The organism is Streptomyces sp. NPDC005151, from assembly GCF_053599875.1.
This window is the reverse complement of the sequence record NZ_JBSFYR010000010.1, coordinates 1-13,730: the sequence shown is the minus strand read 5'-3', so window position 1 is coordinate 13,730 and position 13,730 is coordinate 1. Positions and strand designations below refer to the sequence as shown.

The window sequence follows — 13,730 nt, the reverse complement described above, 5'->3', positions numbered from 1 at the left end:
ACCCGGACCATGGCTCGTCACTCACGTCATGCGCGGGAGCCTGTCGAGGGGGAGCCCTCCGCGAGCGGCGAGAGAGGGACCGCCACCTCCCCGCCGTCCCGCCCCGCATCCGACCGTGAGCGCGGCCCGTCGCGCCGGTGGTGGGTGCTGGCAGTGATCGGTCTGGCCCAGTTGATGGTGGTGCTGGACGCCACCATCGTGAACATCGCCCTGCCCTCGGCCCAGCAGGACCTCGGCTTCTCCGACGGCAATCGCCAGTGGATCGTGACCGCGTATGCCCTGGCCTTCGGCTCGCTGCTGCTGCTCGGCGGCCGGATGGCCGACCTGGTGGGCCGCAGGATCGCCTTCCTGACCGGTCTGGTCGGCTTCGCGGTCGCGTCGGCGATCGGCGGCGCCGCCCCGAGCTTCGAGGTCCTGGTCTTCGCCCGCGCACTCCAGGGCATGTTCGGCGCGCTCCTCGCCCCGGCCGCGCTCTCCCTCCTCACCACGACGTTCACCGTCCCGAAGGAGCGCGCCAAGGCGTTCGGGATCTACGGCGCGATCGCGGGGACGGGCGGCGCGGTGGGGCTGCTGCTCGGCGGGGTCCTCACCCAGTACCTGAACTGGCGCTGGTGCCTGTATGTGAATCTGCTGTTCGCCCTGGTCGCCTTCCTCGGCGGCATCCGGCTGCTCGCCGCCGGTGCCCCGGCCGACCGCCCCAAGCTCGACGTCCGGGGCACCGTCCTGGTCTCGGCGGGGCTCTTCTGCATCGTGTACGGCTTCTCCAACGCCGAGTCGCACCCCTGGGGTTCACCGGACACCTGGGGCTTCCTGCTGGCGGGCGGTGTGCTCCTGGCGGCGTTCGCCTGGTGGCTGACGCGGGCCGCGCATCCACTGCTGCCGCTGCGGGTGGTGCTGGACAGGAACCGCGGGGCGTCGTACCTGGCGATGTTCATCGCCGGCGGCGGCATGTTCGGCGTCTTCCTGTTCCTCACGTACTACCTGCAGAGGACTCTGTACTACTCGCCGGTGACCACCGGTCTCGCCTTCATCCCGATGGTCTGCTTGATGATCGCGACATCGATGACGACGACCAATGTGCTGGTGCCGCGCTTCGGCGCGAAACCGATCGTGCCGCTCGGCATGGGCATCGCCGCGGCCGCCATGGTGTGGATGACCGGCCTGGACCTGACGAGCAGCTACCCCACCTATGTGCTGCCCGCCCTGCTCGTCCTCGGCCTGGGCCTCGGCGCGATCTTCGCCACGGTGATGAACCTGGCCACGTACGGGGTGGCCGCCCGCGACGCCGGTGTGGCCTCGGCGATGGTCAGCACCAGCCAGCAGGTGGGCGGTTCGATCGGCACGGCGCTGCTGAACACCCTCGCCACCAGCGCTGCCATGGACTACCTGTCCGACCGCCCGGTGACTCCTGACAATGTCGCCCGGGCCCAGCTGCAGAGCTACTCCACCGCGTACTGGTGGTCGGCGGGCTTCTTCCTCATCGGGCTGGTGGTGACGGCGGTCCTGTACCCCAGGGGCGCACCCCGGACCCAGGTGGTGGAGGAGTCGGCCCCGGTCCGCGCCTGACGACCGGGCCGGCTGCCCCGGACCTCGCCCTGCACGCCGACGTCCCGCCGCCTCATGCCCCCAGCGACTCAGAGCCTGTCGGGTGACCTCTGATCGGGCGGCCACGCCCTGGCACGCACGCTTCCCGCGTTGCCGAAACGCCCTAGTAGCTCCTTCCCCAAGCTCTCAGCTTCGTTCGAGCAGGGGAGACCCCATCCGAGGGCCTTCCGGCGCCTTGGAATCGTACGCACCAGACCGCGTCCGCTTTCCGATCGAAGGTCACCCGACAGGCTCTCACGCCGTACGAGGATCCGCGCGGTCCCGTCTGACGCCGACTTGACGCAAGACCCCGCCTCCGTGACGCGATGCATACGAAACACGGAGGCGGGGTCCTGGGGGTGGGCGGCCGGGGAATCGCACGGGGGAGTTGCGTTCCCCGGCCTGGCCGGGTGCGGTCCGATGGTCAGTCGGGCCGCGGGGTGCTCCCGGCGGTCGGTGGGGCCGTTGAGGCCCTGGAGGTTCTAGTGCCGCGACCGGCAATGTCTGCCCCACAGCGGGCGTGCTGGGCGGCGCGACGGGGCAAAGCCTGCCGGGAGGGGCACTAGAGGTCGAACTCGTGCGGCGGAAGGTCGAGCGCGAAGCACGCCTCCCGGACGACGGCCTGCTCCGACTTGTCGAAGTCGCCGTCGGCGCCGCCGATGACGATGCCGATCTGGATGACGGCACGCGCCTCGGCCGGCTTCTTCTTCGCCTTGCCGATCTCCTGGAGCACGCTGACCTTGCCGAAGGCGAAGTCAGCGGTGAGCTTGTTCACGTACTCGTTGAAACGCCGCTGCAGGTCGTCCGCAGGGAAGTTCTGGAGCACCTCGTTGGAGGCGATGAGCGAGGCGACGCGCTGGCGCTCGGACGGGTCGATGGAACCGTCGGCGGCGGCGACCAGGGCGCACATGGCCATGCTCGCGTCGCGGAACGCACCGCTCTTCAGGTCGTTCTTCTTCGCCTCGAGCTGTGACTGCATCGTCGTCGCGGATTCCTTGATCCGATCCCACAGTGCCATGACGTCTCCATACGTTGCTTGCGTTGCGTTGCCGGAACGAGATCCAACTCTACAGGCGTGTAGAAGTTAGCAGGATGGTCGCCCGCTGTGTCCGGGAACCGGCCTTCAGTACGATGCTGCGACGCCGTGGCCGACGCGGCATCGCACGAAGGGCAGTCACCACGATGGACACGGCCGGGGCCAGCCACCACCCGCACAACGAACTGCCCGACGACAACGTGCCCCCGGCGGGCCCCGCCTCCGACGGCCGGCGCCCCCGCAAGCGCGGACAGGGCGAGCTGGAGGCCCAGGTCCTCGCCGTTCTGCGCTCGGCGAACGGCTCCGCGACGGCGGGCTGGGTGCAGGAACACCTCGACGGCGACCTCGCGTACACCACCGTCATCACGATCCTGTCCCGTCTGTACGCGAAGAAGTGCGTGACCCGTGCCCGCCAGGGCCGCTCCTACACCTGGACGTCCGCCTCCGACGAGGCCGGTCTCGCCGCGCTGCGGATGCGGCGGGTCCTGGACGGCGAACGGGACCGCGAGGCCGTACTCGCCCGGTTCGTCTCGGCGCTGTCCCCGGGCGACGAGGAACGCCTGCGCGCGCTGCTGGCGCAGACGACGGAGAAGGACGAGGACTGACCCATGGGCGTCTTTGTCTACCTGCCCCTCGTACTGCCGCTGACCGCGCTGCCGATCGCGCGCCTCGCCGAACAGCATCTGCACCCGCGCAGCGCCACCCGCCTGCTGGCGGCCGTCGGCACGACGCTCGCCCTGTGCAGCACGGTGTGCCTGGCGCTGCTGATGGTGGTGGGCACGGCCCAACTCCCGGGCAACCCGCTGCCGGACGGCTGGTCGGACCCCGAAGTGCGTGCGGCGGTGCCGTACGAGGAGAAGGCGGGCATCGTCGCGATCGGGGTGCTGGCGGCGGTGGTTGTGGCCTGCGGGTCGGCAGTCCACCGCCACGTACGCCAACGCATCCGCGCCACACGGGCCCTGCAGTCCCTCCCGGAGCAGCCGTCCGCGGTCGCCGTGCTGCCGGACCCGGAGCCGTACGCGTACGCACTTCCCGGCGCCCCCGGCCGGGTGGTCGTGTCGACGGCGATGATGGAGTGCCTGACCGCCCGCGAACGCCGGGCGCTCGTCGCCCACGAGCAGGCCCATCTGGCCGCCCGTCACCACCGCTACCTCCTGGCCACCCAACTTGCCGCGCGTGCCAACCCGTTCCTGCTGCCGCTGCGTACCGCGGTGGCGTACAGCACGGAACGGTGGGCGGACGAGGAGGCGGCGCAGGTGATCGGTGACCGGCGGGCGGTGGCGGGCGCGGTCGGCAAGGCGGCGCTCTTCGCGCACCGTTCGCCGACCGGCCCGCCCGCGTTCGCCGCGTTCGCGGCGGTGGGCCCGATCCCGCGCCGGGTCGCAGCGCTCCTGGAGCCGGTCCCGCCGACCCGGCTGTGGCCCCCGTCGTCCGCGCATGTCGCCTTGGCGGGACTGGTGGCCACCGTCGGAACCACGGTGTCGGCGCTGTCGTCGCTGAACGCGGCGGTGGCGCTGGTGCGGATCCTGCACGAGGCGACCCCGCTCTGAGAGCGGTTCAGACCGGCCGGCAATGGGGGGCGGCGTCACGGGGCCGGGGCACGCACCTCGCGGCGTTGTCGTCCATCACCATGGCTCCGTCATGGCTCAATCCTCCGCCTTGCGATGCACGCACCCCAGCCCCGCTCCTTCACCCACCCCCCATTGCCGGTCGGTCTCAGTCGGCGGCCGAGGCGCGCTCGACGACGGGCATCTCCTCGCGGGCGACAGGCACACTGCCTCCGGAGGCGCCGCCCCCGCCGTCCCGCCACGTCTGGATTCTGGCCACGACGGGCTGCGTCCAACGGGCGGTGAGCGGACCGACGATGACGAGAATCAGGACGTACGCCGTGGCGATCGGCCCGATGCGGGGCTCGGTCGCCACGGCCAGACCGGCGATGACGATGGAGAACTCGCCACGCGCGACCAGCGTCCCACCCGCCCGCCACCGTCCGCGCGAGCCGATCCCGGCGCGCCGGGCGGCGTACCACCCGGTGCCGATCTTGGTGAAGACGGTGACGACGGCCAGCAGCAGCGCGGGCAGCAGCACGGGCGGAATGTCGGACGGATCGGTGGAGAGACCGAAGAACACGAAGAAGACGGCGGCGAACAGATCGCGCAACGGCGTCAGCAGCTTACGGGCCCCTTCCGCGACCTCTCCCGAGAGCGCGATCCCGACGAGAAACGCCCCCACCGCCGCGGACACCTGCAACTGCTGTGCCACACCGGCCACCAGGACGGTCAGCCCGAGCACGACGAGGAGCAGCATCTCCGGATTGTCGGAGGACACTGCCCGGCTGATGAGCCGGCCGTGCCGCAGCGCCACGTAGAGAACCAGACCGACGGTACCGAGGGCGACCAGCAGGGCGATGCTGCCCCCGGCCAGGCCGGCGCCGGCGACCATCGCGGTGAGCAGCGGCAGATAGACGGCCATCGACAGGTCCTCGATGACGAGAACCCCGAGAATGACGGGCGTCTCCCGGTTTCCGAGCCGCCCCAGATCGGTGAGCACCTTCGCGATGACGCCGGACGAGGAGATCCAGGTGACCCCGGCCAGCGCGACGGCCCCCACGGGCCCCCATCCGAGCAGCAGCGCAGCCACCGCGCCGGGCGTCGCATTGAGCGCGAAGTCGACGGCCCCGGACGGGTATTGCGTCTTCAGGCTGGTCACCAGCTCGGATGCGCTGTACTCCAGCCCCAGCAGGAGCAGCAGCAGAATGACGCCGATCTCGGCGCCGACGGCGGTGAACTCCTCACTGGCCCCGAGCGGCAGCAGCCCCCCGTCCCCGAACGCCAGCCCGGCCAGCAGATAGAGCGGAATCGGCGAAAGCCCTATCCGCCCGGCGAGCCGTCCGATGATCCCGAGCCCCAATATGACGGAGCCGAGCTCCACCAGCAGTGCGGTCGTGTCGTGCACGGTCAGCCCTCCGCAATGATCTCGGAGAGCGCGTCGACGCCCTCACGCGTACCGACGACGACCAGCGTGTCCCCGATGGCCAGCCGGAAGTCCGGCCCGGGCGACGGATGCGCACTGTGCGTCCGCAGCACGGCCACGATCGACGCCCCGGTCCGTGTCCGGGCCCGGGTGTCCCCGAGCAGCCGGCCCCCGTACGGGGAGCGCGACCCGAGCGGTATGTGCTCGGTGACGAGATCGATGCCCTCGGTCCGTGCGGCGTCGATGGGCGCGGCGTCGATGAGGTGGGCGAGTCCGGTCGCCTCCTGTGGAGTCAGGGCCACGGAGAGCTGACACGAGTCGGGATCGTCGCGCTCGTAGAACCCGATGAACCGGCGCCCGTCGTGGTGGACGACGACGGAGATGTGCTGGCCCGACTCGGTGATGTAGTCGTACTGCACACCGACTCCGGGCAGCGTGGTCCGGTGGGTTCCCATGGCTTCCTCCCGAGGCGCGCGGCGACAGGGCGACGCACTTGGTGATTTCTTTAACCTTCCATTACCTTAACCGGAGGCTTCCGCCGCCTGGTGTCCGCGCGCACGGAGACCCTGCTCACCTGCGGATACGGCGTGATCGGTGCGCGGCCCCCGGGAGGCGGCCGAGGTCCGGACGCAGCCGTGCCCGGCGGTCCGCTGCTCACCGCCGGGCACGTGGGGATCGGGAACGGCGTCAGTCGGTGATCTCGATCTTGCCGTTGGCCGATGCCGATGCCGTGGCCGGGGCCTGCGCCGGGATCTCCGCTGCGGTGTCCGAAGCCGACCCGCCCTTCAGGTTCTTCAGCAGTGCCGCCAGGTCGACGCCCGTCGTGGCGGTGAGCAGTTCCATGCCCTGCGCGACGTTGTCCGCGACCGTGCGCGACAGCTGGCTCGCGCCGTCCGTCGAGATGACCGTCATCTTGTCGATGGCGCTGAGCGGTTCGGCGGCCTTGGCGACGACGTGCGGGAGTACCTCGACCAGCATCTGGAGCACCGCCGCGTCACCGTACTGGGCGAACGCGTCCGCCTTCTTCCGCATGGCCTCGGCCTCGGCCGCGCCCTTCGCGGCGATGGCGGCGGCTTCCGCCTCGCCCTCGATGCGCACGGCGTCGGCGAGCGCCGAGCGGTGGAGCTTCTCGCCCTGACCGGTGAGGCGGGAGCGTTCCGCGTCCGCCTCGGCTTCCTTGACCTGGGCGATGCGGCGGGCCTCGGCCTCCTGCTCGGCCTGGTAGCGGGCGGCGTCGGCGGGCTTGCGGACCTTGGTGTCGAGCTCGCGGTCGGTCAGGGCCGCCTGGCGCTGGGCGACCTTCTCCTGCTCCTCCAGGACTTCCTGCTGGCGGGCGGCCTCGGCGAGCGGGCCGGCGGCGTTGGCCTTGGCCGCCGCCGCTTCCGTCTCGGCCTTGATCTCGGCCTGCTTGAGGTAGAACGTCCGCTCGGCGATGGCGATTTCCTCGGCGGCCTTCAGGCGGGCCTGCTCGGACGCGCGCTTGGCGATCGCCTCGGCGATGTCCGCCTCCTGCTTGGCGCGGGCGGCCTCGGGGCGGCCGAGGTCTTCGAGGTAGGAGCCCTCGGTGGTGATGTCCTGGATCTGGAAGGCGTCCAGGATCAGGCCCTGGCCGGAGAGGCTGGCCTCGGCCTCCTCGGCGACCTGGCCGGCGAACGCGGCGCGGTCGCGGATGATGTCCTCGACCGACATCCGGCCGACGATGGCGCGCAGCGCGCCGGAGAGTACCTCCTGGGTGAAGCCGACGATGCCGTCCTGCTGCTGCAGGAACCGCTGGGCGGCGGCCCGGATCGCGTCCTCGTTGCCCCCGACCTTGACGATCGCGACGCCTTCGAGGTGGGACTTCACACCGCGCAGGGTGACGGCTCCGCGCACGGCGACCGGGATGTGCCGGCTGGAGAGGTCCAGGGTGAACTTCTGCTGCACGAACGGGACGACGAAGACGCCGCCACCGACGACGACCTTCTGCCCGCTGTTGTCGATGCTGGTGCGTCCGGTCACCGGGTCGGTCGACTTCTTGCCACGCCGGCCGGTGATGATGAAGGCCTCGCTGGGCCCGGCGACCTTGTAGCGGGTGATCACCACGAGGCCGAGGAGTACGAGGAGTACGACGACTCCGACGACGGCGGTCACAACTGGGCTCATAAGGGGTCCCCCCTGCCTCCCGATCGGGGACGGCAGCTCGGTTCAGTGGGTGGTCAGCGCTCGACGGGGCGGACCGCGACCGAGGTGGTCGAAAGCGTGGCCTCCACCCAGATCTCGGTGCCGCGCTTGACCGGCACCGGGCTCTTCGCCGCGAGTTTCACGGGCTGGCCCGCGAGCCGCAGCAGGACCTCGCCGTAGCCGTCGGCCGGGATGGCCGTGACGACGGACCCGGTCGTGCCGACGAGATCGCCGCCCCGCGGTGTGGCGGCGGTCTGATCGCGCATCAGGGCGCGGCTGAACTTCCAGGTCAGCCAGGCCGCGACCAGTCCGGCGACCAGTCCGGCTGCGGTCGCGGCGACCGTACCGGCACCGGTGGTGCCGAGCACGATCGCGCCGCCGAAGCCGAGCATCGAGAGGAATCCGGCAATGACGGGGAGGGACAGGAGGCCGTCGAAAAGCCCGTCGAGTACGCCCCCGAAGAGCCCTTCGAGGATTCCGTCGAAGATCAGGGAGAGGGCGAGGAGCACGACCCCCGCAATGCCCAGACCGAGAAACAAGGTCATGTGGTCACCTTTCCCGATCTGCGAAATCCCCCGAATGTTTCCGTCGAGCTGGCTGGATGATGCCATACACACTCGGGCTGTGACATTGCCGGGGTCCGGCAATCTTTTACTCGTTCTTGGTGCCGGAGATGTGGTCGGCGAGCGTGTCCAGCGACTGGAAGGTGGCGCCGAGGACCGCGACATGCTTCCACCGCAGCACGCCGTCCGGCCCGATCAGGAACACGGCGCGGCGCACCCCGATCCCGGGCGCCGTGATCCCGTACGCCCGGGCGACCTCCCGCCCGGTGTCCGCGAGCAGCGGCATCCGCAGACCGTACGTGCGGGCGAACGACTCGTGACTGTCCACACCCTGTGGACTGATTCCCCAGACCTCCGCGTCGAGACCGGTGAAGGTCTCCATGCCGGAGGAGTACGAGCAGAGCTGCTTGGTGCAGACGGCCGTGTTGTCGCCGGGGTAGAAGGCGAGGACGACGGTACGGCCGCGGGCGTCCGACAGCGTGTAGTCGCGGCGTTCGAACGTGCCTCCGGCGAGCGTTCCGCCCGGCAGTGTGAAGTCCTGGACGGGCTGGCCGACTTGTGGTGACGATCCCATGGCAGGTCCCTTGTGTGCGACGGATGTGCGACGGATGTGCGGCGTTCGGCGAAACCGAGACGGCGGGGGCGTTCAGCCGGTGGGCCCCGCCGGGGCGTAGTGGCCCAGGAACATGTCGACGCCGCTGGTGATCAGGCGGTCCGTGACCGGGTCGTCGATGGCCGTGCCGTACGAGCTGAAGACCAGGTGCGGGAAGACCAGCAGCGCGTACAGCTGGATGATCGCCGTCTCCAGGTCCGGGATGGTCAGGCGGCCCCGGTCGGCGAGGGTGCGCAGGGCGTCGGCGACGGCGGGGTGGTGGCCCTCGGGGCCGTGGCCCTGCCAGGCGTTCGCCAGCTCCGGGAAGCGGTGCAGTTCGCCGGCGACGAGGTTGCGCAGGGCGATGACGTCGGCGTTGTCGCGGACGGCGGCCACCCAGGTGCGGGCCGCCTCGACGAAGGCGGTGCGCAGGTCGTCGGCGTCGGCGAGTCCGGCCAGCGCGGTGGCCGAAGGGCCGCCCAGGGGCTCGTCCAGTGCGCCCGCGATGACGGCCGTGAACAGCGCTTCCTTGCTGCCGAAGTGGTTGTAGACGGTCACCTTCGACACGCCCGCCTCGGCGGCGATGGCGTCCATCCCGACGCCGAACCCCTCCCGCAGGAACGCCTCACGGGCGGCCTTGACGATGGCCCGCCGCTTGGCCTCGGCGCGCGGTCCGCCGGGGGGCTGCTTGGCGTTCCCCCGGCGGCTGCTCTGCATGGTCATGGGGCAAGGCTAACAGTCAGTTGAACTGAACAGTTGAGTTCATATGAACTGATCCGTACAGTTCAGTTCATGAGTCCGCATCAGACGCACGTACAGCATCCGGCCGAGCATCAGGCCGGGCATCCGCCCGCCCACCCGCGTCGCTGGGCGACACTCGCCCTCGTCTGCGTCGCGCAGTTCATGCTCGTCCTCGACATCACCGTCGTGAACGTCGCACTGCCCGACATGGCCGCCGACCTGCACCTCGGGCGCACCGCCCTGACCTGGGTCGTCACCGCCTACACCCTCTGCTTCGGCGGGCTGATGCTGCTCGGCGGCCGGCTCGCCGACGCCCTCGGCGCGCGCCGCACCCTCCTTGCGGGGCTGGCCCTCTTCACCGTCGCCTCGCTGGGCACCGGGCTCGCCGACAGCGCCCCGGTGCTGATCGGGGGCCGGATCGCCCAAGGGGTGGGGGCGGCGCTGCTGTCGCCCGCCGCCCTGTCCCTCGTCACCACCTCGTTCCACGGCGCGGAGCGCAACAAGGCGCTCGGGGTGTGGGCGGCGATCGGCGGAACCGGGTCGGCGATCGGGGTGCTGCTCGGTGGTGCGCTGACCGGCGGCCCCGGGTGGCAATGGGTCTTCTACATCAATGTGCCCGTCGGGATCGCCCTGCTCGCCGCCGTACCCGCCCTCGTCCCGGCGCGCGCCCCCCAGCCCTCCGCCCGGCTCGATCTGCCCGGCGCGCTGCTGGTCACGGCCGGGACCGGAGCGCTCATCTACGGACTGGTCAAGGCGGGGGACGCCGGGTGGGGATCGGCCGCCGTCCTCGTGCCGGTCGCGGGGGCCGTGCTCCTGTACGGGGCGTTCGCGGGCGTCGAACGGGCGGCCGAGCAGCCGCTGATGGACCTGCGGATGTTCACCCGGCGGCCGGTGCTCGCGGGCGCGTTCCTGATGCTGGTCGCGACGGCGCTGCTGATCGCCTTCTTCTTCCTCGGGTCGGTCTATCTGCAGCATGCGCGAGGGTTCACCCCGATGCGGACCGGGCTGGTGTTCCTGCCGGTGGCCGTCGCGGTCGGGCTCGGCGCGCACCTGGGGTCGCGGCTGGTCGGGACGGCCGGCAGCCGCGGGACAGCGGTCGCCGGGATGGTGATCGCCGCCGCCGGTTCCGTACCGCTGACCCGGCTGGGAGCGGACAGCAGCGTGTACGGGGCGCTGCTGCCCGGTCTCTCCGTCGCCGCGCTCGGGCTCGGCGCGGTCTTCGTCACCGCGACCACGACGGCGCTGGGCATGGTCGGGCACCACGAGGCGGGGCTCGCGTCCGGGGTGGTCAACACGTTCCACGAGGTGGGCGGGGCGATCGGGGTGGCGGTCGTCTCCACGGTCGCGGCAGCCGGGATCGAAGGCGGTGCGGTGGGCGGGTTCGCCGACGCGTTCACGGTCTGCGCGGCGGCGGCCGGGGCCGGTGCGGTCGTCGCGGTGGGACTGGTGCCGCGGGGCAAGCCGGAGACGACGGGCGGGCCGCACGTGCACTGAAGCGTCTCAGATTGGCTTGGGTCTCCTGGGTGATCCTGGTGTTGCGGGATCGCCCGGGAGATGACTCGGTTGTGCCCGGGTGGGGGTGGTGTGGGCGTGGCGGTGGAAGCCTGCCCCGAGTCGTGCCCCGTCCGGCTGGTGCCGGGTGGGGGTGCCGATCGTGGTCGGTTCCTGCTGCCTTCGTCGCCGCTGGGTGCGGTGGGTCGGGTGCGTGGGGTGCCGCCCCGCCGGACGCTTTCCTCCCGGTGTGGACCCGGGTGGGGCGGGGGCCTGATGCCGCTTCCCGGGCACCGGGCGTCTGGGCGTACTCCGTCGCCTCCGTCACGTGTCGCCAGCGGCCGTGCCGCGCTCGAAGGCACCGATCACGTCGCTGATGGCGTCCGGGTCCTCAGCCTCGCCGACCCAGGGGCGGTTCGTTGCGCAGCGCCATCGCGCCCAAGGCCGCGGGGCACCTCACCTGGGCCGAGGAGACGAATAGCGGGCGACGGAGGAACCTCACCTCTGAGGAAGAGGAGGCGTTTTGGGCCTTCGCCGCTGAGGAACGTCTCCCCCTGACGGGGGAGTGGGCTCGCTCCGCCGGAGGATGGTTGCCGCGTCCACGGTACCTACGGTTCTAGGCATGAGAGTCGAATCCGAACGCCAAGTGCGTTGGCCCGCGTATGCGATGGCGGTGCTGTTCCTCGGTTACGCCGCCGGCAAGGCCGTCTTCGCCGCGCAGGGCAAGCTGGGCTTTCCCGGTGGTCCGGTGGTACCCCCTGAAGAGTACGAACGCTACGTCCGCGACATGATGGACGTGGCCACGGCGCAATGGCTCGCGGCTTCGAACGGCCTGCTGGGCGCCATGCTCGTCATGGCGACGGTGACCGGCGTGGGACGCCGGGTGCCCCGCGTGCTGATGCTGCCGGCCCTCGCCGTCGCGTCGGTCGGCGTCGGCGCGGGCATGGTGGTCATGGCCGCGGACGGGTTCGTCGGCCTCGGCGTGGGCTGGCAGTGGTATCACGGCGCCCTCGGGATCGTTGTGCTGGGGCTGCTGATGGCGACGATCCGGTCTTACGCCCGGGCGACAAAGCATGTCGCGGCCTGAGCGGGCCGGATTGGCCGCCTACGGGGCGGCCATGTGCTCCGCTGCGTACGGCGCGATGAAGCTCGCGCAGGCGCTGGGCGGCACTGTGCTGGCCGATAAGGATCCGCTGCCCCCGCAGATGCGTGAGCGGCTGCTCGCCCGTGACCCGCTGTTCGTGGTCAGCCACTGGGTGCTGGCCACGGCGGCGGTGCTCGGCACAGTCGTCGCCCTCGCCACCGTTCGCTCGTGGGGTGCCAAAGCACCGCGATGGCTGCTGTTGGGGATCAGCGTGGTTCTCGGGATAGCCATGATCCTCAGGTCGGTCGGTGTCGTGGGCTTCGGATTTGTGGGTGACACGCTGGTGTTGACCGGTATGCATACGGTGCCGGTCGAGCACGCCGCGCTCGCACGCGAGTTGGCGCGCTGGGATCTGCTGCTGTGGTCGCCGTTCTTCATGCTCTGGGGCGTGTGCTGGACGGTCACGGCGTGGCAGCTCCGCGGCGTGCCCGGGCCACGGCTGACCTCACCTCGTGTTCAGTGAGACGACGGGAGCGCAAGAAATCGACCCCGCTCGTGGCCGCGTTGGAAGAGAGCGTCCGTGGCGCACATGCAAGACGGAGGGGTGTCGACGGCCGCCCCGCAGGCATGGGGCGGGGCCCGATGGGGCCGTGGTTGGTGGTCTGGTTCAGCGGGTCATGAGCCGCGCCGACCGCCGGCGGGGAACCGCTCCAGCCCGGTGCGCTACGAGGTCGGCAGTCATCGGGAGGCGCCGCCGTTCAACGGCGTCGCTCACAGCGGCATATACGACCGCTCGGAAGTCGATGCCGTCTTCACCACGTGTCTCAGGCTGATCGACCCCTTGCTCGTTGAGCTCAAGATCAACAGTTCCTACTGGGGCCGCTACGAATCCCTGCACGACAAGCTTCTTGAAGACAGCGTGCAAGCAGTCCGTGTCCGGCTGGAGGGCAAACTCGCACGAGCCAAAGACGTCTTCTCAGAACGCTACGGCCACTTGCCCCGGAAGGAGCGCGAACTCGTCCTCGCCACGATTGCACGGGTCTCTCCTCCCGGCTACATCGAACACGACGAGCCCGCCACCTGTCCGGCATGCGAGTCACAGGGCTGGGTCAGCGGTGACACCCACGTCGACGAAGAAGCGTGGGCGGTCATGTTCACCCCGTTCGTCTTCACCTGCCAGGCCTGCGACCCGCGCGTCGAGCACGAGGAGCTTGAAGAGCTAGAGGGCCTCGGCGACGAGGTCAAGCTGGATGAGTCACCAGACGACTTCTACGCGAACTGGGAACCGGATGAGGACCTCTACCGGGATCGGTGACCACCGCGAATCTGCACCAGATGGAGGGCCATTCAGCACGTTGTGTTAGCCGGGGTTACCAATACCCTGAGGGAAGTGATGACACACCCATCATGACAGGTCAGCGATCCAGCGCACCTTCGGTGCGCGCCGGGGGCGTGGTAAATCCCGTGGAGTGCGCCGGGGGTGCTTCTGTCCGCTCTGACGTGGGC

Annotated in this window: 14 protein-coding genes; 7 read left to right on the top strand and 7 right to left on the bottom strand. The window is 70.6% G+C overall.

Going from position 1 to position 13,730, the window contains the following annotated elements:
- The first annotated feature begins 9 nt into the window (after positions 1-9).
- Positions 10-1,566, top strand: a complete 1,557-nt coding sequence (locus ACWD6R_RS08300; RefSeq protein WP_451817967.1) for an MFS transporter — start codon at positions 10-12, stop codon at positions 1,564-1,566.
- A gap of 580 nt (positions 1,567-2,146) precedes the next feature.
- On the opposite strand, the gene ACWD6R_RS08295 is transcribed toward ACWD6R_RS08300, so the two are convergent.
- The gene (locus ACWD6R_RS08295) at positions 2,147-2,602 is read right to left on the bottom strand and encodes a tellurite resistance TerB family protein (protein WP_030931413.1); all 456 of its coding nucleotides are present in this window, start codon (positions 2,600-2,602) and stop codon (positions 2,147-2,149) included.
- 164 nt (positions 2,603-2,766) lie between these two features.
- Between ACWD6R_RS08295 and ACWD6R_RS08290 the strand changes: the two genes are divergently transcribed.
- Together ACWD6R_RS08290 and ACWD6R_RS08285 are read left to right on the top strand one after the other, a co-directional pair.
- Positions 2,767-3,225 (top strand): BlaI/MecI/CopY family transcriptional regulator, encoded by a 459-nt coding sequence (locus tag ACWD6R_RS08290; protein ID WP_451817966.1) that lies wholly within the window; start codon positions 2,767-2,769, stop codon positions 3,223-3,225.
- 3 nt (positions 3,226-3,228) lie between these two features.
- A complete protein-coding gene (locus ACWD6R_RS08285) occupies positions 3,229-4,170 on the top strand; it encodes a M56 family metallopeptidase (RefSeq protein ID WP_451817965.1) in 942 nt (313 codons plus the stop codon).
- A 166-nt stretch (positions 4,171-4,336) separates the two neighbouring features.
- Here ACWD6R_RS08285 and ACWD6R_RS08280 read toward each other — a convergent pair whose 3' ends face one another.
- The 6 genes from ACWD6R_RS08280 to ACWD6R_RS08255 all read right to left on the bottom strand — a co-directional run bounded on the left by ACWD6R_RS08280 (position 4,337) and on the right by ACWD6R_RS08255 (position 9,631).
- A complete protein-coding gene (locus ACWD6R_RS08280) occupies positions 4,337-5,575 on the bottom strand; it encodes a cation:proton antiporter (RefSeq protein WP_451817964.1) in 1,239 nt (412 codons plus the stop codon).
- 2 nt (positions 5,576-5,577) lie between these two features.
- Positions 5,578-6,048 (bottom strand): cation:proton antiporter regulatory subunit, encoded by a 471-nt coding sequence (locus tag ACWD6R_RS08275; protein WP_451817963.1) that lies wholly within the window; start codon positions 6,046-6,048, stop codon positions 5,578-5,580.
- 232 nt (positions 6,049-6,280) lie between these two features.
- The gene (locus ACWD6R_RS08270) at positions 6,281-7,735 is read right to left on the bottom strand and encodes a flotillin family protein (RefSeq protein WP_451817962.1); all 1,455 of its coding nucleotides are present in this window, start codon (positions 7,733-7,735) and stop codon (positions 6,281-6,283) included.
- 53 nt (positions 7,736-7,788) lie between these two features.
- Positions 7,789-8,298, bottom strand: coding sequence for a hypothetical protein (locus ACWD6R_RS08265; RefSeq protein WP_451817961.1), 510 nt, complete (start codon positions 8,296-8,298; stop codon positions 7,789-7,791).
- A 106-nt stretch (positions 8,299-8,404) separates the two neighbouring features.
- Positions 8,405-8,890, bottom strand: a complete 486-nt coding sequence (locus tag ACWD6R_RS08260) for a peroxiredoxin (protein WP_398950898.1) — start codon at positions 8,888-8,890, stop codon at positions 8,405-8,407.
- A gap of 72 nt (positions 8,891-8,962) precedes the next feature.
- A complete protein-coding gene (locus ACWD6R_RS08255; RefSeq protein WP_451817960.1) occupies positions 8,963-9,631 on the bottom strand; it encodes a TetR/AcrR family transcriptional regulator in 669 nt (222 codons plus the stop codon).
- Positions 9,632-9,700: 69 nt separating this feature from the next.
- Here ACWD6R_RS08255 and ACWD6R_RS08250 point away from each other — a divergent pair, with 69 nt between their 5' ends.
- From ACWD6R_RS08250 to ACWD6R_RS08235, 4 genes are all read left to right on the top strand, one after another.
- Positions 9,701-11,143: a DHA2 family efflux MFS transporter permease subunit gene (locus tag ACWD6R_RS08250; protein ID WP_451817959.1), complete on the top strand. Its 1,443-nt coding sequence runs from the start codon at positions 9,701-9,703 to the stop codon at positions 11,141-11,143.
- Between the two features lie 619 nt (positions 11,144-11,762).
- On the top strand, positions 11,763-12,227 hold the full coding sequence (locus tag ACWD6R_RS08245) for a hypothetical protein (RefSeq protein ID WP_451817958.1): 465 nt from the start codon (positions 11,763-11,765) through the stop codon (positions 12,225-12,227).
- Positions 12,214-12,747 (top strand): DUF3995 domain-containing protein, encoded by a 534-nt coding sequence (locus ACWD6R_RS08240; RefSeq protein WP_451817957.1) that lies wholly within the window; start codon positions 12,214-12,216, stop codon positions 12,745-12,747. Before ACWD6R_RS08245 ends, ACWD6R_RS08240 begins: the two co-directional genes overlap by 14 nt.
- Positions 12,748-12,942: 195 nt before the next feature.
- Positions 12,943-13,539, top strand: a complete 597-nt coding sequence (locus tag ACWD6R_RS08235) for a hypothetical protein (protein WP_451817956.1) — start codon at positions 12,943-12,945, stop codon at positions 13,537-13,539.
- Positions 13,540-13,730 lie beyond the last annotated feature (191 nt).

What these genes read in the sequence shown, in the direction of transcription:
- ACWD6R_RS08300 (WP_451817967.1), top strand. Translation starts at nt 10, where the DNA reads ATGGCTCGTCACTCACGTCATGCGCGGGAGCCTGTCGAGGGGGAGCCC.
- ACWD6R_RS08295 (WP_030931413.1), bottom strand. Translation starts at nt 2,602, where the DNA reads ATGGCACTGTGGGATCGGATCAAGGAATCCGCGACGACGATGCAGTCA.
- ACWD6R_RS08290 (WP_451817966.1), top strand. Translation starts at nt 2,767, where the DNA reads ATGGACACGGCCGGGGCCAGCCACCACCCGCACAACGAACTGCCCGAC.
- ACWD6R_RS08285 (WP_451817965.1), top strand. Translation starts at nt 3,229, where the DNA reads ATGGGCGTCTTTGTCTACCTGCCCCTCGTACTGCCGCTGACCGCGCTG.
- ACWD6R_RS08275 (WP_451817963.1), bottom strand. Translation starts at nt 6,048, where the DNA reads ATGGGAACCCACCGGACCACGCTGCCCGGAGTCGGTGTGCAGTACGAC.
- ACWD6R_RS08270 (WP_451817962.1), bottom strand. Translation starts at nt 7,735, where the DNA reads ATGAGCCCAGTTGTGACCGCCGTCGTCGGAGTCGTCGTACTCCTCGTA.
- ACWD6R_RS08265 (WP_451817961.1), bottom strand. Translation starts at nt 8,298, where the DNA reads ATGACCTTGTTTCTCGGTCTGGGCATTGCGGGGGTCGTGCTCCTCGCC.
- ACWD6R_RS08260 (WP_398950898.1), bottom strand. Translation starts at nt 8,890, where the DNA reads ATGGGATCGTCACCACAAGTCGGCCAGCCCGTCCAGGACTTCACACTG.
- ACWD6R_RS08255 (WP_451817960.1), bottom strand. Translation starts at nt 9,631, where the DNA reads ATGACCATGCAGAGCAGCCGCCGGGGGAACGCCAAGCAGCCCCCCGGC.
- ACWD6R_RS08250 (WP_451817959.1), top strand. Translation starts at nt 9,701, where the DNA reads ATGAGTCCGCATCAGACGCACGTACAGCATCCGGCCGAGCATCAGGCC.
- ACWD6R_RS08245 (WP_451817958.1), top strand. Translation starts at nt 11,763, where the DNA reads ATGAGAGTCGAATCCGAACGCCAAGTGCGTTGGCCCGCGTATGCGATG.
- ACWD6R_RS08240 (WP_451817957.1), top strand. Translation starts at nt 12,214, where the DNA reads ATGTCGCGGCCTGAGCGGGCCGGATTGGCCGCCTACGGGGCGGCCATG.